Origin of the sequence: Qipengyuania sp. 902, assembly GCF_051195295.1 — a bacterium.
In the GTDB taxonomy this organism is placed as follows: Bacteria; Pseudomonadota; Alphaproteobacteria; order Sphingomonadales; family Sphingomonadaceae; genus Qipengyuania.
On record NZ_JBNJLJ010000001.1, the window covers coordinates 789,759 to 807,545 of the forward strand.

The following is a 17,787-nucleotide window of genomic DNA, read 5'->3' on the forward strand; positions in this document are numbered from 1 at the left end:
GAGACGCGAGATACGATCATGAGCTTTCCCTGGGCCAAGGAATATACGCCGGCCAACGGCTTCACCAAGTTCCTCGACGAGAAGCTGCCATTGCCGCGCCTCGTCTACAATGCCGTCGGTGCCGGCTATCCGGTGCCGCGCAACCTCAGCTATTTCTGGAATTTCGGCGTTCTCGCCGGCTTCTTCCTCGTGCTGCAGATCGTCACCGGCATCATCCTCGCGATGCATTATGCCGCGAACGCCCAGGTTGCCTTTGCCACGACCGAGCACATCATGCGCAACGTCAACTGGGGCTGGCTGATGCGCTATGCCCACGCAAACGGGGCGAGCTTCTTCTTCATCGTCGTCTACCTCCATATCTTCCGCGGCTTCTACTACAGTTCGTACAAGGCCCCGCGCGAGATGATCTGGCTGCTCGGCGTCACGATCTTCCTGCTGATGATGGCGACCGCCTTCATGGGCTACGTCCTGCCCTGGGGCCAGATGAGCTTCTGGGGCGCCAAGGTCATCACCGGCTTGTTCGGCGCAATCCCGCTGGTCGGCGAACCGATCCAGATCTGGTTGCTCGGCGGCTACGCGCCCGACAATGCCGCGCTGAACCGCTTCTTCAGCCTTCACTTCCTGCTGCCCTTCGTGACCGCGGGCTGTGTCATCCTGCACATCTGGGCGCTGCATATCCCGGGCTCCTCGAACCCTACGGGCGTCGAGATCAAGAGCGAGAGCGACACGCTGCCCTTCCACCCGTATTATACGGTGAAGGACGGCTTCGGCCTCGGCGTCGCTCTGATCCTGTTCATGACCATGGTCTTCTTCCTCCCGAACGCGCTCGGTCACCCGGACAACTATATCGAGGCGAACCCGCTTTCGACGCCGGCGCATATCGTTCCGGAGTGGTACTTCTGGCCCTTCTACGCGATCCTGCGCGCCTTCACGGTCGACTTCCTGTTCATTCCGGCGAAGCTGCTGGGCGTGATCGCGATGTTCGGCTCGATCCTGCTGTGGTTCATCCTGCCGTGGCTCGACCGGTCGCCGGTGCGCAGCGGCCATTATCGCCCGCTGTTCCGCAAATTCTTCTGGTTCGGCCTGATTCCGGCGATGATCGTCCTGTTCATCTGCGGCGGCGCGCCGGCGGAAGAGCCCTATGTCATGCTCAGCCAGCTGGCGACGGCATACTACTTCCTTCACTTCCTCGTGATCCTGCCGATCGTCGGCCAGATCGAGAAGCCTGAACCGCTGCCCTATTCCATCACGGAGGCCGTGCTGGGATCGGACAAGAAGGCAGTGCTCGGCGAAAACGCTTCGCCGGCCGTCTAAGCGAGTAACGAGAAAAGACATGACCAAGCTTCTCAGCATCCGCCTCGTTGCCATTCTCGCAGGGCTCGGCTTCGCGCTTGTAGCGCTCTATTCCTTCGTCGTTGGCGCTTTCGCCTTCCTGACCGAAGAAACGGCCCCGCACCTTCCGTACGAGGAACCGCGCGACTTTGCCTTTTCTTTCGACGGTCCTGCCGGCAAGTGGGACGTGCAGCAGCTGCAACGCGGCCTGAAGGTTTATGACGAGGTCTGCTCGGCCTGCCACAGCCTCAAATACGTCGCCTTCCGCAACCTCTCGCAGATCGGTTACGATGAAGGCCAGGTCAAAGCCTATGCCGCCTCCAAGCAGGTCCCGGGCATTGATCCGAACACCGGCGAAGCCACGACGCGTCCGGGTCTGCCGACCGACTATTTCCCGTCGCCCTATCCCAATGCAGTTGCGGCTGCGGCGGCAAACAACAACGCAATCCCGCCCGACCTCTCGCTGATCACAAAGGCGCGTGGCGACGGGACGAACTACGTCGCTTCGCTGCTTGCAGGTTATCAGGAGCCGAGTGCAGAGCTTCTGGCCGAGCATCCGGAGGCCGCACCCAGCCCGGGTCTCTACCACAATCCCTATTTCCCCAATCTCAACCTGGCGATGGCTCCGCCCCTGACGTCGACCGGACAGGTCACCTATGACGATGGCACCGAAGCGACCATTGAGCAGATGTCGATCGATGTGGCGGCCTTCCTGACCTGGACGGCCGAGCCGACCCTGGTGCAGCGCAAGCAGACCGGCTGGCCGGTACTGATCTTCCTGCTGTTCGCCACCGTGCTGGCCTATCTGTCGAAGAACCAGATCTGGGCCGCGGTGAAGCCCAAGAAGAAGTAGACCGACCGATCATCGCGATTATCGCCAAGCGGGCGCCCCTCCATCCAGCCGGATGCGAGGGGCGCTTTCGATTGTGGGAGAAAGAAAATGACCCCGGCTGAGTTGAAAGCGCTGGTGCGCACCATTCCGGATTTTCCCAAGCAGGGCATCCAGTTCCGCGACATCACGACCCTCATCGGGCACGGGCGGGGCTTCTCCGCTGCGGTGGACTGGCTCGCAGAGCAGGTGGAGGGAAGCGAGGCGGTCGCCGGCATGGAGGCGCGAGGTTTTATCTTCGGAGCGGCGGTGGCAGCGCGCCTCGGCCTGCCGTTCCTTCCTATCCGCAAGCCCGGCAAGCTCCCTTGCGAGGTCATCGGCGTCGATTACGAACTCGAATATGGCATGGACCGGCTCGAACTCGATCCCCAATCGGTGAGCGACGGGCAATCCGTTGCGATTGTCGATGACCTCTTGGCGACGGGAGGGACTGCGCGGGCCGCGACGAAGCTGTTGCGCGAGGCCGGGGCTGCGGTCACCACCGCGGCATTCGTGATCGACCTTCCCGATCTGGGCGGCAGCAGCAGACTGCAGGCAGAAGACGTAGCCGTCCGCGCCCTGATGGATTTCGAAGGCGACTGATCCTCGCCGGAAATTTGGAAATATCCTCGGCTTAGGGCATTGACGTAGGAACGCACCTGCGAAGTCCTTTCGCAGGCTCAGCCATAAATGCGAGGGGCATGGAACAGACACTAGTCATTGCGATGGTCGGCATACTGGGCATCGGCGCCCAATGGCTCGCCTGGCGGACCGGCTGGCCAGCCATCGTCCTCATGCTCGCCGCAGGTTTTCTTGCCGGGCCGGTTTTGGGAGTATTCGATCCAGAACATGCTTTCGGCAGCCTGCTTGAACCGATGGTCGCTATCGGCGTCGCCCTCATCCTTTTCGAAGGTGGGCTGAGCCTCGATTTCCGAGAACTCCGCCATACCGGCAGCGCCGTCATGCGCCTTGCGACAATCGGCGTCATTCTCGGCTGGCTCTTCGGCGCCCTGGCCGGGATCTATATCGCCGGTCTCGCTCCCGAAGTCGCGATCCTGTTCGGCGGCATTCTGGTGGTCACCGGCCCGACCGTGGTCATTCCGCTGCTCCGGCAAAGTTCGGTCAAGGCGCGCCCCGCATCGATCCTCAAATGGGAGGCGATCGTCAACGATCCCACCGGCGCGCTCTGCGCCGTGATCGCTTACGAATACTTCCGCAAGGTCGCCGAATCGCCAGGCGCCAGCCTCTTCGAAGTCGTCCCGCCGCTCATCATCGCAGCCATCATCGCAGGGCTCATCGGTTATGTCGCGGCCGTAGCCATAGCTTGGGCCTTCCCGCGCGGGGCGGTGCCGGAATACCTCAAGGTCCCAGTGCTCCTGACCACGGTGATCTGCGTCTTCGTGATCTCGAACCTGATCGAGCATGAGGCCGGCCTCGTCGCCGTTACTGTCATGGGCGTTGCTTTGGCAAATATGAACGTCTCCAGCCTACGCAGCATTCATCCCTTCAAGGAAAATGTCGCGGTCCTGCTGGTGTCGGGCATATTCATCCTGCTCTCGGCCTCGCTGGAGCCGGCCGATGTCCGCTATTTCAACTGGTCGATCGCTGCATTCCTGCTGGCGCTGCTCTTCGTCGTGCGGCCGGCGACGATCATACTGAGCCTGCTGGGCAGCTCGATCCCCTGGAACGAGCGCCTCTTCCTCGCCTGGATCGCGCCGCGCGGGATCGTGTTGGTCGCCATTTCCGGCCTGTTCGCGCTGCGCCTGTCTGAACTGGGCTTCAGCGACGGAAATCTGCTGATCGGGCTGAGCTTCGCCGTCGTCGTCGTGACTATCGTAGCCCATGGCTTCACTGTGGACATCGTTGCGCGATGGCTCGGCGTGAAAGGAGCCAGCCGCCCCGGCATCCTGTTCGTCGGCAGCACGCCTTGGACGATTGCCTTGGCCGAACAGATCCGCGACCTTAAGGCGCCGGTACTGGTCGTCGATGCCAGTTGGCAGCGCCTCGGCCTTGCGCGCCAGAAGGGCCTGCCGTTCTATCACGGCGAGATACTCAACGAGGCGACCGAGCACAATCTCGAGCTGGCGCCGTACCAGAACCTCGTCGCAGCAACCGAAAACGAGGCGTACAATACGCTCGTTTGCAATGAATTTGCGCATGAAATCGGGCGAGACAAGGTGTTTCAACTCGGCGAATCTGCCGACGAGGACGACAAGCATGCGCTTCCGATCGGTCTGCGCGGGCGTGCGCTGTTCGAATCCGGTTTCGGCGTCGAGGACGTAAACGAACGGCAGGCGCAAGGCTGGGTCTTCCGCAAGACCAAATTGTCCGACGAATTCGATTTCGAGGCAGCTCAGGAGCGGTTGCCCGAAGCGGCCAATATGCTGCTGTTGATGCGGGAGAACGGGACGATCCGTTTCTTCACCCATGCCGCGCGCCCCGAACCGCGCGCCGGCGACACTATCATCAGTTTCTCCCCGCCGCAGGAGCGCAGCCCGGGGGGCGTCGCGGCGAAACGTGCAAGCAAGAAGAAGCCGCGTGAAGGTGGCAAGGAGGCACCGGCGTGAGGCCAATCATTACTCTAAAAGCAATGTTCTCGCTGGCCGCCGGGTCGGCTCTGCTTGTCGCGTGCGGCGACCGTGAAAGCGAACCGCCCCCGCCGCCGCAACCGAGCGAGGAACCGCGCTCCATCTTCACCGATGGCGAAACCGGCGAGGGTGCCGAGACCGCGCCGCTCATCGCCCCGCTCGAGACGACGATCGCCTTACCGGACGGAGCCGAGCTGACCGAAGGGGCCCGGGCCGAACTCGCGACCATCCTGCGCTCGCCCCAGATCGCGCAAGGCGGGGAAATCGTCCTGCGCGGGCATTCGGACGCAGGCGGCAGCGACGAGGCGAACATGACTGCTTCGCGGGAGCGAGCCGAAGCGATTGCGGCGTTCCTGATCGATGGCGGTGTGGCTGAAGACCGGATCGAGATTATTGCATTCGGCGAGCAGAATCCCGTAGCTCCGAACGCGCTGCCGGATGGAACTCCCAACGAAGAGGGGCGCCGCCGAAACCGGCGCGTCGAAATTTACGTCGCCGCGCCCGATGGCCAGGAAACGTCTGCCGCACCGGAAGAGCCGACTATTGCGGAAACGCTGGCCGGTGAACTGGAAGCCGAGACCGCCGAGGCGGACGATTCTCCGCAATAGCAGTCCGACGAAGAAGCCTTGTTGACGAAAGGGCCGAAGCAGTGGCAAGGGCGCTGCTGTCGCACAGGTCATGCGCGCCGAGATCGGGCGGGTATAGCATAGTGGTAATGCTCCAGCCTTCCAAGCTGGCTAGAGGGGTTCGATTCCCCTTACCCGCTCCATCCTCTCCTTATTCCACCGCCATATTGTCGATTAGTCGAGTGCCGCCGATACGGGCCGCGACGAACAGCCGGGCATTGCCATTGTCGCTGTCCAGCGGGCCCAGGCTATCGGCATCGCGTAGCTCGACATAGTCCACCGAATCGAAGCCGGATACGTTCAGCACCTCGCGCAGATTGCCGAGCGGTCTTTCGGCAGCGCCACCTTCCGCAAGGACGGCAATCGCGTCTCGCATCGCTCTGGGTAGGGCCGCAGCGGCCTCCCGCTGCTCTGCCGATAGATAGGCATTGCGACTGCTCATCGCGAGACCGTCGCTCTCGCGCACGATTGGAATGCCATGGATGGCATCGACGGGCGGCCGGACTAGGTCGAGGTCGCGCGCCATCCGCCGGATAACCGCCAGTTGCTGCCAGTCCTTTTCGCCGAAGAAGGCCATGTCGGGCCCGACCTGGTTGAACAGCTTGCAGACCACCGTCGCCACGCCGTCGAAATGGCCCGGGCGGTCGCCACCGCACAGCCCTTCGCTGACGCCCGCCACCGTGATATTGGTCGCATAGCCCGGCGGATAGACCTCGGCCGGTGGGGGCGCCCACAGCAGCGCCACGCCCTCATTTTCGAGCAGTTCGGAATCTCGCGCGAGCTGACGCGGATAGGCGTCCAGATCCTCACCTTCGCCGAACTGCCGCGGATTGACGAAGATCGATACCGCCACATGGTCGGCTGCCGCTTTCGCCGCGCGCACCAGAGTGAGGTGACCTTCGTGGAGCGCGCCCATCGTAGGCACCAGCGCCAGCGTGCCCTCGCTTCGCAGTGTATCGGTCGCGGAGCGTAGCTCGGCGAGCGTCGTAATGGTGTCCAGGGCAATCTCTCCGGCGGATAGACAAAGGGCGGCGCGACCGTAGCCGCACCGCCCCTCTATCGCGTCTTGACCTGCTGGACTAGCGGGCCTCTGGCGCCGCAGCAGCCGCATCTTCCGGCAATCCGCCCAGCTGGTAGACGAGGTCGCTATAGGCATTGAGATAGGCAAGCACGATGATCTGGCCGATCGCCGTGTTTTCATAGCTGCCGAAGCCGCCCGCGGCCCCGCCGCCGCCGCCGAACAGGCCGCCACCGGCCGCCCAGCCGAGGTCCTTCTTGCGGAAATAGCCTTCGACCAGCGCTTCCTCTACCGTGGTGCGCGCATTGACGATCGAGAGCGTAACATTGGCCTCGCCCTTCTTGACCCGGATGCCGCCGGCCAGTGCGCCTGCGGTGCGCCCGAACAGGCCGCCAACCACGCCGCCAAGGACGCCGCCGCCGCCGCCGGAGTTCGAATTGGCCGAAACGATGTCGGGCTGGAGGAAGTAATCGGCGGCCTTCACCTGGCCGCGGCCGAGGTTCGAGCCTTCCTGCAACTCACCCTGGTCGGCGAGCGCCCGCTCCATCGCGCGGCTCTGCATGGACCGGCCGCGATTGACGAGCGTGAAGCATCCCGACCGTTGTACGAACACGCGGATGATCGCTTCGGGGCTGCCGAGATTGAACTCGCGCCACCATTGATTGTCCGGCTCGACGATCGCGACCGTGCCCAGATTGCGCGTGCAACGCGGGATTTCCATCGTGGCGCGATCCTGCGCCTTGCGCCCGGACGAGCGGCCCTGCGCATTGACCGGCTCGGCTGCCATGCTGAAGGACGCGACCACGGCCAACGCCGCCACTGCGAACTTGTTCATTGTAAGGTATCCCCCATTCCAATCTTACGGCAGCCAGCTTTTGCCGCGACCACCGATCCATTGCGCCCCTGATGCTCGAGATACGCCAGTCTCATGCAGAAGGCTTGTATAGCAACGCCAAATCCCGATTATTCCTCGTTCGGCCAGCTGCGGTGCGTTGCGGCCCGGCGGCGGGTTGGATAGGGGAAAGGCCGACAACTCGTTTTACAGGTATTCTCGTTCGATGACGTCCGCCCCCCACCGTATTGTTTTCGCCAATGAAAAGGGCGGTACGGGCAAGTCGACGACCGCCGTCCATGTCGCCGTCGCTCTGGCGTTTCGCGGCGCCCGCGTGGTCGCTTTCGACCTCGACCACCGTCAGCGCACGATGTGCCGCTATTTCGAAAACCGCGCCGATACGATGGCACGGCGGGGCATCGAGTTGCCTACCGCCGAATGTCACGTCGCCGAAGGGATGGACGAAAGCCAGTTCGAGGCTTTCGTCGGCGAGCATTCCGCGGGTGCCGACGTCGTCGTGATCGACACGCCCGGCCGCGACGATCCGCTGGCGCGCCATGCCGCGACCACGGCCGATACGCTCGTGACCCCGATGAACGACAGCTTCGTCGATTTCGACCTCATCGGCCAGGTCGAGGGCGAGAGCTTCAAGGTCAAGAAACTGTCCTTCTACGCCGAGTTGATCTGGGAGGCGCGGATCAAGCGCAGCCGCGCAGGCCTCGAACAGAACCGGCGCGAGATGGACTGGGTCGTCGTGCGCAACCGCACCGGCTATACCGAGGCGCGCAACATGGCGCGCATCGAACAGGCTCTGTCAGAGATGTCGAAACGCGTGGGCTTCCGCGTCGCGAAGGGACTGTCCGAGCGTGTGATCTATCGCGAGCTGTTCCCCTCGGGCCTGACGTTGCTGGACAAGGGGCATCTGGGCGATCTCGGCACCAGCCACCTCGTCGCACGGCAGGAACTGCGCACGCTGATCGCCAATCTCCGCTTGCCCGGTGCGTCGAGTGCCGCGCCTGCCGAAAGCGCCGCCTGATGCTTCGCCTGATCGCCCTGGCCGTGCTGCTGTCGGTCGCCTGCCGGTGGATTTTCGGGCGCTGGCCATGGGAATATCTTCGCGCCCCGGACACCCGCTCGCAAGCGCTGTTCAAGGCACGCAAATTGCTGGGAGTGGGCAAGCGCGCCGATGCGCGGGAAATCCGTGACGCCCATAGAAGAATGACCGCCATGATCCATCCGGATCGCGGCGGAACAAATGCCGCAATGCAGGACCTCAACGCCGCGCGCGACCTGCTTCTGGGCGAAATGCCCCACGAACCACCGGAGCGACCCGAATGAGCCATGAATTCGACCCCACCGTGCTGCGCGAATACGACATTCGCGGAATCATCGGCGAAACCCTTAGCCCGGACGATGCGCGTGCCATCGGGCGGACCTTCGGATCGATACTGCGCGAAGCGGGCGGCTCTCGCGTTGCAGTAGGTTACGACGGACGCGTATCCTCGCCGATCCTGGAACATGCGCTTGTCGAAGGGCTGACGGCGGCGGGCTGCGATGCGGTCCGCGTCGGCATGGGGCCGACACCGATGTTATATTATGCCGAAGCATCGGACGAGGAGATCGATGGCGGCATCCAGATAACCGGCAGCCATAACCCCGCCAATTACAATGGCTTCAAGATGGTATTCCAGGGGCGTCCGTTCTTCGGCGCGGACATTCAGGAGCTGGGCCGCCGGTCCGCCGCCGGCGAATGGGCCGACGGGAGAGGCGAGGTCGAAACCCGCGACGTGATGGCCGCCTATATCGCCAAGATGGTCGATGCGCTGGCCGATATCGACGGAACGGCGCTCGAAAAACTGCGCGTCGGGTGGGACGCGGGCAATGGCGCCGCCGGTCCCGCGCTCGAGCAACTCGTCGAGCGGCTGCCCGGCGAACACCACCTGCTGTTTACCGAAGTCGATGGCAATTTCCCCAATCATCATCCCGATCCGACCGTGGAGGCCAATCTCGAAGACCTGCGCGCGCTTGTCGCGGACAAGTCGCTCGATTTCGGCGTCGCTTTCGACGGGGACGGGGACCGGATCGGGGCGATCGACGGGCAGGGCCGGGTCATCTGGGGCGACCAGCTGCTGATGATCTATGCCGAGGACCTGCTGGCGCGGCGCGATGATTCGCCCGTGATTATCGCCGATGTGAAGGCCAGCCGTGCGCTTTACGATCACGTCGCCGTCTGCGGCGGCAAGCCGCTGATGTGGAAGACCGGCCACTCGCTCATTAAATCCAAAATGAAGGAAACGGGTTCGCCGCTGGCGGGTGAGATGAGCGGCCACGTGTTCTTCGCCGACGAATATTACGGCTTCGACGACGCGCTTTATGCCGGGGTGCGGTTGCTCGCGGCATCGGCGCGGCTCGGCAAGTCGGTCACCGATCTGCGCAGCGCGATGCCGGATATGATCAACACGCCCGAAATGCGCTTCCAGGTCGATGAAAGCCGCAAGTTCGCCGCGATCGAGGAGGTCAAGGAGCGGCTGAAGGACAGCTCGGACGAGGTCGACGGGACCGACGGCGTGCGCGTGACCAATGACGATGGCTGGTGGCTGCTACGCGCCTCGAACACGCAGGACGTGCTCGTCGCCCGCGCGGAAAGCGAAACGCAGGCGGGGCTGTCCCGCCTGATGGCCCAAATCGACGAGCAACTGGCGCTGAGCGGGCTGGAGCGCGGTGAAACCGTGGGGCACTGATATTCAACCGGGGGGATCGACAATGCGCAATGTTCTGAAGACGGCAATCTTTAGCCTGGCTCTAGCCATGACGACACCGGCCTGGGCCCAGGACGAAGCCGAGATTACGAGCGAAATTCCGGCGGGCGACGGCATGGCCGATTTCGCGAAGATGTTGGGCGGTATTTTTCAGACCGAGCCACTGACTGACGAGCAGGAGGCGCGGCTGCCGCAGGCCGAGGCGCTGGTTGGCACGATGATGCCGGAAAGGTTCTACGGCACCATGATGAGCGACATGATGGACAAGATGATGCGTCCGATGATGTCGATGTTCACCCAGCCGAAGTTCGTCCTAGCGGGCCGCTTGGAGATCGACCAAGAGCGGATCGACGCACTGGACGAGGAACGCCGTGCCGAGCTCGCTGGCCTGCTCGATCCAGCTTATGCCGAACGCGCCGATGCAATCATCACCGTAATGACCGACAAGATGGGCGGCGCCTTCTCGGTAATGGAAGAACCGATGCGGGAAGGCTTGTCGAAGGCCTATGCGGCGCGGTTCGACGAGAACCAGTTGGCAGACATTGCGGCGTTTTTCGCGACCCCGACGGGTGAGATCTACGCGCGCGAGCAAATGGCGCTGTTCGCCGATCCGCAGGTCATGCAATCGAGCATGCAGGCACTGCCCGCAATCATGGGCAGTTTCGGGGACATGGAGACCGCAATGACGGAGGCGATGGCAACATTGCCGACCGAGCGTAGCTATGCCGATCTGACCGAAGCAGAGCGAGCGAGGATGGCAGAATTGGTGGGCGTCGATGCAGCGGCATTGGAAGACGTGGTCAAGCCACCCAAACCGATGGACGAAGCCGACGGCGAACTGGAAGAAATGTAGAGGCACGGTGTTCGGGAAACGCTGGGAGGATTTGACAGGCCGTGGCTGACTGGCCCTGGTCGGACCTCGGAATCGCAGAAACCTCCGACAAGGAGGCAATCCGCGCGGCCTATGCAGCGCGGAAGGCCGACCTCGACAAGGCGATGCAGATCTCGGCCTTCGCGCGGCTGACCGAGGCGCGCGAGAAGGCCCTGTTCCTGGCATCGGAGATGCTCCGCGCGGCAGAGCGCGGAGATCGTGGCCCTGCCGGGCGACCGAGCGTTGTCGCGCCACCGCCGATTGCGGATCTCGCACCACCCCCGGCTCCGCCCGAAATCGCCCTCCCCGAAGCCGAGGAACTCGATCCGGAGGATTTCAGGCCCGCTCCGGTTGACGCGACACCTATCGAAACAGAGCCGCCCGCTCCCGCTCCCGCTCCCGCTCCCGCTCCCGCTCCCGCTCCCGCTCCCGCTCCCGCTCCCGCTCCCGCTCCCGAACCCGAGGCGGGAGCGAGAGCGCAGCCCGTCTCCCAAGTGCGAGCGGCCGAATATGTCGATCCGTCTTTCGAACAGGACAATCGGCTCGTGGTCGGGAGGCCGGACAATGTGGCGCAGTCGAGCGGGACCCCGTCGAAGGAGCGGACATTATCCGGTTGCGTCGTGCTCGTCCTCCTTCTTGTGGCGGTCTTCGCGTTCACCGAATTCGCCGAATACGCGGCGGATAGACCCGACCCATCGGAGCGCGTCGCCCAGGATTTGCAGGACCGCGTATCGCCGAGAAATCTTGCCGAGGCGGACCGTCTGCTGATCGAGGTTTTCGGCGATAATGCGACAGCGGCCTATGTCGGCGAGCGAGAGGCACGGCTGGTTGCCGGAGTGCTCGGTAATATCATGCGCGGCAACGACCCGCAGTTCAGACTGCGCGAAGATCTGAGGGTCGGAATCTTGTCGGCGCGCGACATTGCCGATCGGGAAACGCTTGTCGCCATCGATACGCTCTACTTCGACTGGCTCCGCGCAGCGCGCGCTTCGGGCGATGGCAACTGCCGCGAGGTGCTCAGTCGCAGCTTTTTCGAAGGCATACCGCAGCTGTCGGGCGAGTCGACCGAGCGCGAGCGGCAGGTGGCGCGAGACCTGCTCGATCGAGGGTGGCTGCGGCCGCAGCTCCAAGAGGAGGAAGGCTACACCATACCGGAAGACATCGCAGCTGTTGTCGCTGCCGAAACGGGTTTGAGCGCGCCCGAAATCGCCCGGGCTCTCGGCGACGAAACCCATCCTGCCGCCTGTGACGCGCGCATCGCAGTCGTCGAGGCGGCGCTGGCCGATCCGGACGAAGCGCCGACTGCTCTGCTCCGCGCCATCTGACGGGAACGCTCGCCTTGCGCCAGCGCTGTATCCTGATGAAGCCCGGTGCCGTCCCTCCCGAGATCGCCGAATGGTTTGCGGCGCGCGAGTGGCGCGTTCGGCGACACCAGGCAGAGATGCTCGGCGCCAGCGATGCGGGGCGGCATGCACTGCTGGTGGCCGATACCGGGGCTGGCAAGACATTGGCCGGGTTCCTGCCGACTCTGGCCGATTTCGCGCCTTCGCGGCTGAATGGCGCCGCGCCTCCGGATGGCCTCCACACGCTCTATGTCTCGCCGCTCAAGGCGCTGGCGCATGACGTTCAGCGCAACCTGCTGACGCCGATCGAGGAAATCGGCCTGCCGATCCGCGTCGAGACGCGCAGCGGCGATACCCCGTCGGATCGCAAGAAGCGCCAGCGCACGAAGCCACCGCATGTGCTGCTGACCACGCCGGAAAGCCTGTCGCTGCTGCTCAGCTACCCCGACAGTTTCGAACTCTTCGCCGGCCTCAAGCGCATCGTCATCGACGAGGTGCATGCCTTCGCCACCGGCAAGCGTGGTGATTTGCTGGCGCTGGCTCTCTCGCGCCTGCAAGCGATCGCCCCGGACCTGCAACGCGCCGCGCTCTCGGCCACTGTGGCCGAGCCGGAGAAGTTTCGCGAATGGCTGGCGCCGTGGGGTGACATCGACACGGTCGAACTCGTCGAGGGTGAGGCCGGCGCGCCCGCCGAGGTCGAAATCCTCCTGCCCGACGAGGAGCGTGTGCCTTGGGGCGGGCATGCCGCGACCTGGGCGATCCCGCAGCTTTACGAGCAGATCAAGACCAACCGCACCTCGCTAATTTTCACCAACACCCGCTTCCTTGCTGAGTATATTTTCCAGCACCTGTGGGACGTCAACGAGGACAACTTCCCCATCGGCGTCCATCACGGCTCCCTCTCGAAAGAGGCGCGGCGCAAGGTGGAGGGCGCGATGGCGCGCGGCGAACTGCGTGCGCTTGTGGCGACGGCCAGTCTCGACCTCGGGGTCGACTGGGGCGATATCGACCTCGTCGTACAGATGGGCGCCCCGAAAGGATCGAGCCGCCTTCTGCAGCGCATCGGTCGCGCCAATCACCGGCTCGACCAGCCAAGCCGCGCGCTGCTGGTGCCGGGCAACCGCTTCGAATTTCTCGAGGCGACGGCAGCGCGCGAGGCGGTGGACGAGGGGCAGCGAGACGGCGAGGATTTTCGCCCCGGCGGGCTCGACGTGCTCGCCCAGCACGTGATGGCCTGCGCCTGCGCAGCACCGTTTCAGGAAGACGCGCTGCTCGCGGAAGTACGCTCCAGCCTCGCCTATGCCTGGGTCGACGAAGAGGCTTGGCAGCGGGTGCTCTCTTTCGTCGAGACCGGTGGCTATTCGCTCAAGGCCTATGACAAGTTCAAGCGCATCGTGCGCGACAGGCAGGGCGTGTGGCGGCTCACTCATCCCGAGCAGGCCCAGCGGCACCGGATGAACGCCGGGATCATCATCGATAGCGAGATGCTGGAGGTGCGGATCAATTCGGGGCGTGGGCGGGGCGGGCGCAGCCTCGGCAAGATCGAGGAACGCTTTGCCGCCTCGCTATCCCCCGGCGATACCTTCGCCTTCGCCGGGATGAGTCTGGAGGTCATCAAGCTGCAGGACATGGAAGTGCTGGTGAAGGCTGCGACGTCCAATGTAATGATCCCGAGCTATGGCGGCCAGCGCATGCCGCTCACCACGCACCTTGCCGAGCGGGTGCGCGAAATGCTGGTCGATCGCGCTGGCTGGGCGCGTTTTCCGGACGACGTGCGCGAATGGCTGGAGGTGCAGGACTGGCGCAGCCGGATGCCGGGGCCGGGCCAACTGCTGGTCGAAAGCTTCCCGCACGCCAAGCGCCACTACAGCGTCTATTACACGTTCGAAGGGTGGAACGCGAACCAGAGCCTTGGCATGCTGATCACGCGGCGCATGGAAGACATGGGGCTGCTGCCGGGCGGCTTCGTGGCGAACGATTACTCGCTGGCGGTGTGGGGCTTGAAACCGGTGACCGACCCGGCGCCGCTGCTATCGCCGGATATCTTGCAGGACGAATTCATCGAGTGGGTACAGAATTCGCACCTGCTGCGCCGGGCCTTCCGCGAGGTCGCGGTGATCGGCGGCCTGGTAGAGCGGCAGCATCCGGGCAAGCGCAAGACGGGCAAGCAGGTCACCTTCTCGACCGACCTGATCTACGACGTGCTCCGCAAATACGAGCCCGATCACGTGCTGCTGGAGGCCGCCTGGGCCGACGCCCGCACGCGAATGACTGATGTCGGCAGGCTGGGCGACTTGCTCGATCGCTCGGCCGAGCAACTGGTGCATGTCGAGCTCGACCGTGTGAGCCCGCTGGCGGTTCCGGTGATGGTCATGATCGGCCGCGAGGCGACACCGCAGGGCTCGGTTGACGATGAATTGCTGCTGGAGGCGGAGAGCCTGGCGGGCGCGGCGATGCGGGTGGACGAACTGCCTTACTCGTAAGAGGGAAAGCACTCGACGGTTTCGGCAGGGACCAGGTCATCGAAAGTTTCGGACCTGTCATATCGCGCGAAGCGGGCGTTGCCGGAAAAACGGAAGCAACGGTCGTTCAGGCCGGTAGCTGTGATGAGGCGGAGTATCTCTAGAACGCGCGGATAGGGAGCGTGCCCGTCCGGCGTCAGAAGCAGGCTATGCTGCAGCGGACGCATTGCGGACTGATCGAGGATCGCGTGAAGTTGCTCATCACTCACCGGGACCGAATTCCATCGGGCAGCACCGTTCGCGTCGATTACGATCCGGTCATAGCTAGGCGTCAGGACACCGAGATGACCAGGCGGGTACGGCGTCGGCAAGTCCACCTTTAGGATGTGCGTGGCGCGCGGGGACATTGCGAGCAGGCCCGCAATGAGGGTGAAGACGAAGAGCAGGATCGGCAGGCTATCGGGCCTGCCGATCGGCTCGCCGTGGCTATAGCGGTGCCGTGGCCGTTGACCCATTTAGTGGGCACCGAAAGCCCGATACCGTTCATTTCCGACGAAGGCGAATTTCTCGATCCCCGAGTCCTTGATGAGAGCGATCGTGCGTGCGCTACGGTCGTAGCTGGCGCGGGGATCGGGATCGAAGCGGATTTGCGGTTGATCGGTGAGGGCCGCGGCTCCAGCGAGCTGGTTCAGGAGTTGCTGGCGATCGAGCGACTGGCCATTCCAAAACAGCCGGTCGCGCCGCGCATCGATATGGACCGTATTAATGGCCTCGGTCCGGAATATGCCTTTGCCATTGGGCAGCGGGATGGCGAGCGCATGCGTTGCGATCGGGATCACGATAATGAACATTATCAGCAGGACGAGCATGACATCGATCAGCGGCGTGATGTTCATCTCGGACATCGGCTGGCCGACTCTACTGCGAGGGGAGTGAGGGTACGGCATGGAAGCTCTCCTTCGTTGCAATGAGATAACATCACAGATACGGCAGGATGGCAAGCGCCGGTGGTGTTTGCCACGGACTTCGACTATGAGCGATCCGGTCAAAGGCAGCGGTTTGGCGTTTGTCTCTCACCGAGGGCTTTGACGTGCCGGGCTCCGGTCACTGCACGCAAAAGAAAAGGGGCGGATCGCTCCGCCCCTTTCCCAATTATCGATGATTATTCGGATTAACCGGCGGAGCCGAAGGTCCGGTACCGCTCGTTACCGACGAAGCCGAACTTGGTCACGCCGCTGGCCTTGATGATCTGCAGCACGCGCGCTGCCAGATCGTAGCTGGCGAGCGCTTCAGGTTCGAACTGCAGTTCGGGCTCGACGGCCATCTGCGTCGACTGTGCCAGGAGCGTGCGCAACTGGCCGTCGTTGATCGTATTGCCGTTCCACAGGATCTCGTCGGTCGCGGTGAGAACGAGCTTGTTCTTTTCCGGCTCGACGATCACGTCGGGCGGGGTCGGGCTCGGCGCCGGGAGGTCGATATTGACCGCGTGGGTCGCAACCGGGATCGTGATGATGAACATGATGAGGAGCACGAGCAGGACGTCGATCAACGGCGTCATGTTCATTTCCATCATCGGGGCGCCATCATCCTTGCCGCCTGACATTGCCATAGTGGGTTACTCCTAGTTCTTCTCTGCCGGACCCGGTTTTACGCGTTCGGGTCGACCGGGTTCGAGATGAAGCCGACGGTCGGGTAGCCGGCCGCCTGGACGTTGTAGATGGCACCGGCCACGCAGGACCACGGCGCATTGACATCACCACGGATGTGTACCTGCGGAATGGCATCCGGATCGTCCATGATGGCTTCCGGGCCGCCTGCGCGCTGCACGATTGCATCGAGACGTTCGAAAGCCTGGTCGTAGAGCTCTTCCGAGGTGACCGGCGAGATATTGTTGAAATACACGCGGCAATCGCCGTTGCGCGAGGCACCTTCGAAACCAGGCTCCCCAGCACTGCGGCCGGCACTATCGGTGGTACTTACGGTCAGAAGCAGATTCTCGACCTTGTCTTTCGATTCCACCGATTCGAAAACCGGAATCTCGAGCTTTTCGATCGTCTGGATCGCGACCGGGACCGCGATGAGGAAGATGATGAGAAGCACCAGCATCACGTCCACGAGCGGCGTGGTGTTGATGTCCGACATCGGCGTATTAGCGCCCCCTCCTGTCGAAATCGCCATGGTTTAAATCCTATCGTTCTAGCTTGGGTTCATTCGGCGGATGGGCGGAAACGCTCAGCGCTCCCGCCCGATACCGAATTACTTCTTGATCGCGCCGGTGGTGCCCGGGTTGGTCGTGGCCGGCTTCGCGCCAGTGGTCGTCGTCGTCTTGGTTGCCGAGGCCGACTTGGCCGTTGCGGGACGAGCCGAAGCCGTCGTGGTGACCGGCTTGACGGTGCCGTTCGAGTTGATGTTCGCCAGCAGGTCGGTCGAGAAGCCGTTGAGCATCTCGGCGATCCGGCGGTTGCGGCTCTGCAGCCAGTTATAGGCAAACACGGCCGGAACCGCGACCAGCAGGCCGATGGCGGTCATGATGAGCGCTTCGCCGACGGGGCCGGCAACCTTGTCGATCGAGGCCGAGCCGGCGATGCCGATGTTGATCAGCGCGCGGTAGATCCCGATCACGGTGCCGAGCAGGCCGACGAACGGTGCAGTCGCGCCGACGGTGGCGAGGAACGGCAGGCCGCTGGCGAGCTTCGCGTTGATCGCATCTTCCGAACGCGCGAGGGAGCCGTGCATCCAGTCGTGCGCTTCGAGCTTGTCGGTCATCTTCGAGTGCTGGTCTTCGGCCATGAGGGCATCATCGACGAGCTGGCGCCAAGCGCTGTTCTTCTCGAGCTTGGTCGCGCCTTCCTTGAGGCTGCTCTGCTTCCAGAACTGGTTACGGACGGCGCCGTACTGGCTCATCACCTTGCGCTGTTCGAACAGCTTGGTGAACAGGATGTAGAACGAGCCGACCGACATGATGACCATGACGCCGAGGATGAACCAGGCGACGAAGCCGCCCTGTTCCATTGCTTCGAGGAAGCCGAAGGAGTTCTGCGGGGCCGCTTCGCCGGCGGCAGCAAGGATTTGAAAGGTCATAGCGAGT

The 17,787-nt window shown here is 63.5% G+C and carries 18 protein-coding genes and 1 tRNA gene; 12 read left to right on the forward strand and 7 right to left on the reverse strand.

Going from position 1 to position 17,787, the window contains the following annotated elements:
- Positions 1–18 precede the first annotated feature (18 nt).
- The 6 genes from ACSH0F_RS03945 to ACSH0F_RS03970 all read left to right on the forward strand — a co-directional run bounded on the left by ACSH0F_RS03945 (position 19) and on the right by ACSH0F_RS03970 (position 5,557).
- Positions 19–1,314, forward strand: a complete 1,296-nt coding sequence (locus tag ACSH0F_RS03945; RefSeq protein ID WP_435200089.1) for a cytochrome b — start codon at positions 19–21, stop codon at positions 1,312–1,314.
- 19 nt (positions 1,315–1,333) lie between these two features.
- The gene (locus tag ACSH0F_RS03950) at positions 1,334–2,185 is read left to right on the forward strand and encodes a cytochrome c1 (RefSeq protein ID WP_435200091.1); all 852 of its coding nucleotides are present in this window, start codon (positions 1,334–1,336) and stop codon (positions 2,183–2,185) included.
- A gap of 87 nt (positions 2,186–2,272) precedes the next feature.
- Positions 2,273–2,803 carry an adenine phosphoribosyltransferase gene (locus ACSH0F_RS03955; RefSeq protein ID WP_435200093.1) on the forward strand — a complete coding sequence of 177 codons (531 nt, stop codon included), beginning with the start codon at positions 2,273–2,275 and terminating at the stop codon, positions 2,801–2,803.
- A gap of 98 nt (positions 2,804–2,901) precedes the next feature.
- Positions 2,902–4,767, forward strand: a complete 1,866-nt coding sequence (locus tag ACSH0F_RS03960) for a cation:proton antiporter (RefSeq protein ID WP_435200095.1) — start codon at positions 2,902–2,904, stop codon at positions 4,765–4,767.
- Positions 4,764–5,396 (forward strand): OmpA family protein, encoded by a 633-nt coding sequence (locus ACSH0F_RS03965; RefSeq protein ID WP_435200097.1) that lies wholly within the window; start codon positions 4,764–4,766, stop codon positions 5,394–5,396. Before ACSH0F_RS03960 ends, ACSH0F_RS03965 begins: the two co-directional genes overlap by 4 nt.
- A gap of 87 nt (positions 5,397–5,483) precedes the next feature.
- A tRNA-Gly gene (locus ACSH0F_RS03970) sits at positions 5,484–5,557 on the forward strand.
- A gap of 8 nt (positions 5,558–5,565) precedes the next feature.
- Here the strand turns inward: ACSH0F_RS03970 and panC are convergent.
- Together panC and ACSH0F_RS03980 are read right to left on the reverse strand one after the other, a co-directional pair.
- On the reverse strand, positions 5,566–6,414 hold the full coding sequence (gene panC, locus ACSH0F_RS03975) for a pantoate--beta-alanine ligase (RefSeq protein ID WP_435200563.1): 849 nt from the start codon (positions 6,412–6,414) through the stop codon (positions 5,566–5,568).
- Between the two features lie 79 nt (positions 6,415–6,493).
- Positions 6,494–7,267, reverse strand: a complete 774-nt coding sequence (locus ACSH0F_RS03980; protein WP_278329515.1) for a CsgG/HfaB family protein — start codon at positions 7,265–7,267, stop codon at positions 6,494–6,496.
- 223 nt (positions 7,268–7,490) lie between these two features.
- On the opposite strand from ACSH0F_RS03980, the gene ACSH0F_RS03985 reads away from it, so the two are divergent.
- The 6 genes from ACSH0F_RS03985 to ACSH0F_RS04010 all read left to right on the forward strand — a co-directional run bounded on the left by ACSH0F_RS03985 (position 7,491) and on the right by ACSH0F_RS04010 (position 14,720).
- Positions 7,491–8,300, forward strand: a complete 810-nt coding sequence (locus tag ACSH0F_RS03985) for a division plane positioning ATPase MipZ (protein WP_435200099.1) — start codon at positions 7,491–7,493, stop codon at positions 8,298–8,300.
- Complete coding sequence (locus ACSH0F_RS03990) at positions 8,300–8,602, forward strand: molecular chaperone DnaJ (protein ID WP_435200101.1); 303 nt, start codon at positions 8,300–8,302, stop codon at positions 8,600–8,602. The genes ACSH0F_RS03985 and ACSH0F_RS03990 overlap by 1 nt, the downstream gene beginning before the upstream one ends.
- Positions 8,599–10,005 carry a phosphoglucomutase/phosphomannomutase PgmG gene (pgmG, locus tag ACSH0F_RS03995; protein ID WP_435200103.1) on the forward strand — a complete coding sequence of 469 codons (1,407 nt, stop codon included), beginning with the start codon at positions 8,599–8,601 and terminating at the stop codon, positions 10,003–10,005. Before ACSH0F_RS03990 ends, pgmG begins: the two co-directional genes overlap by 4 nt.
- 67 nt (positions 10,006–10,072) lie before the next feature.
- Positions 10,073–10,876: a DUF2059 domain-containing protein gene (locus tag ACSH0F_RS04000; protein WP_435200105.1), complete on the forward strand. Its 804-nt coding sequence runs from the start codon at positions 10,073–10,075 to the stop codon at positions 10,874–10,876.
- Between the two features lie 41 nt (positions 10,877–10,917).
- Positions 10,918–12,219 carry a hypothetical protein gene (locus ACSH0F_RS04005; protein ID WP_435200107.1) on the forward strand — a complete coding sequence of 434 codons (1,302 nt, stop codon included), beginning with the start codon at positions 10,918–10,920 and terminating at the stop codon, positions 12,217–12,219.
- A 35-nt stretch (positions 12,220–12,254) separates the two neighbouring features.
- The gene (locus tag ACSH0F_RS04010) at positions 12,255–14,720 is read left to right on the forward strand and encodes a ligase-associated DNA damage response DEXH box helicase (protein ID WP_435200109.1); all 2,466 of its coding nucleotides are present in this window, start codon (positions 12,255–12,257) and stop codon (positions 14,718–14,720) included.
- Here the strand turns inward: ACSH0F_RS04010 and ACSH0F_RS04015 are convergent.
- The 5 genes from ACSH0F_RS04015 to ACSH0F_RS04035 all read right to left on the reverse strand — a co-directional run bounded on the left by ACSH0F_RS04015 (position 14,711) and on the right by ACSH0F_RS04035 (position 17,780).
- Positions 14,711–15,214, reverse strand: a complete 504-nt coding sequence (locus ACSH0F_RS04015) for an ExbD/TolR family protein (protein WP_435200111.1) — start codon at positions 15,212–15,214, stop codon at positions 14,711–14,713. The two genes, ACSH0F_RS04010 and ACSH0F_RS04015, sit on opposite strands and share 10 nt — an antisense overlap.
- Positions 15,215–15,604 (reverse strand): ExbD/TolR family protein, encoded by a 390-nt coding sequence (locus ACSH0F_RS04020; RefSeq protein ID WP_435200113.1) that lies wholly within the window; start codon positions 15,602–15,604, stop codon positions 15,215–15,217.
- A 266-nt stretch (positions 15,605–15,870) separates the two neighbouring features.
- The gene (locus tag ACSH0F_RS04025; protein WP_278329523.1) at positions 15,871–16,308 is read right to left on the reverse strand and encodes an ExbD/TolR family protein; all 438 of its coding nucleotides are present in this window, start codon (positions 16,306–16,308) and stop codon (positions 15,871–15,873) included.
- Between the two features lie 38 nt (positions 16,309–16,346).
- The gene (locus tag ACSH0F_RS04030) at positions 16,347–16,877 is read right to left on the reverse strand and encodes an ExbD/TolR family protein (RefSeq protein WP_435200115.1); all 531 of its coding nucleotides are present in this window, start codon (positions 16,875–16,877) and stop codon (positions 16,347–16,349) included.
- 78 nt (positions 16,878–16,955) lie between these two features.
- On the reverse strand, positions 16,956–17,780 hold the full coding sequence (locus ACSH0F_RS04035) for a MotA/TolQ/ExbB proton channel family protein (protein WP_435200117.1): 825 nt from the start codon (positions 17,778–17,780) through the stop codon (positions 16,956–16,958).
- Positions 17,781–17,787: the final 7 nt, after the last annotated feature.

Excerpts from the sequence above, each read along its gene's own strand:
- ACSH0F_RS03945 (WP_435200089.1), top strand. The coding sequence starts at position 19 with ATGAGCTTTCCCTGGGCCAAGGAATATACGCCGGCCAACGGCTTCACC.
- ACSH0F_RS03950 (WP_435200091.1), top strand. The coding sequence starts at position 1,334 with ATGACCAAGCTTCTCAGCATCCGCCTCGTTGCCATTCTCGCAGGGCTC.
- ACSH0F_RS03955 (WP_435200093.1), top strand. The coding sequence starts at position 2,273 with ATGACCCCGGCTGAGTTGAAAGCGCTGGTGCGCACCATTCCGGATTTT.
- ACSH0F_RS03960 (WP_435200095.1), top strand. The coding sequence starts at position 2,902 with ATGGAACAGACACTAGTCATTGCGATGGTCGGCATACTGGGCATCGGC.
- ACSH0F_RS03980 (WP_278329515.1), bottom strand. The coding sequence starts at position 7,267 with ATGAACAAGTTCGCAGTGGCGGCGTTGGCCGTGGTCGCGTCCTTCAGC.
- ACSH0F_RS03985 (WP_435200099.1), top strand. The coding sequence starts at position 7,491 with ATGACGTCCGCCCCCCACCGTATTGTTTTCGCCAATGAAAAGGGCGGT.
- ACSH0F_RS03990 (WP_435200101.1), top strand. The coding sequence starts at position 8,300 with ATGCTTCGCCTGATCGCCCTGGCCGTGCTGCTGTCGGTCGCCTGCCGG.
- pgmG (WP_435200103.1), top strand. The coding sequence starts at position 8,599 with ATGAGCCATGAATTCGACCCCACCGTGCTGCGCGAATACGACATTCGC.
- ACSH0F_RS04000 (WP_435200105.1), top strand. The coding sequence starts at position 10,073 with ATGACGACACCGGCCTGGGCCCAGGACGAAGCCGAGATTACGAGCGAA.
- ACSH0F_RS04010 (WP_435200109.1), top strand. The coding sequence starts at position 12,255 with ATGAAGCCCGGTGCCGTCCCTCCCGAGATCGCCGAATGGTTTGCGGCG.
- ACSH0F_RS04015 (WP_435200111.1), bottom strand. The coding sequence starts at position 15,214 with ATGGGTCAACGGCCACGGCACCGCTATAGCCACGGCGAGCCGATCGGC.
- ACSH0F_RS04020 (WP_435200113.1), bottom strand. The coding sequence starts at position 15,604 with ATGTCCGAGATGAACATCACGCCGCTGATCGATGTCATGCTCGTCCTG.
- ACSH0F_RS04025 (WP_278329523.1), bottom strand. The coding sequence starts at position 16,308 with ATGGCAATGTCAGGCGGCAAGGATGATGGCGCCCCGATGATGGAAATG.
- ACSH0F_RS04030 (WP_435200115.1), bottom strand. The coding sequence starts at position 16,877 with ATGGCGATTTCGACAGGAGGGGGCGCTAATACGCCGATGTCGGACATC.
- ACSH0F_RS04035 (WP_435200117.1), bottom strand. The coding sequence starts at position 17,780 with ATGACCTTTCAAATCCTTGCTGCCGCCGGCGAAGCGGCCCCGCAGAAC.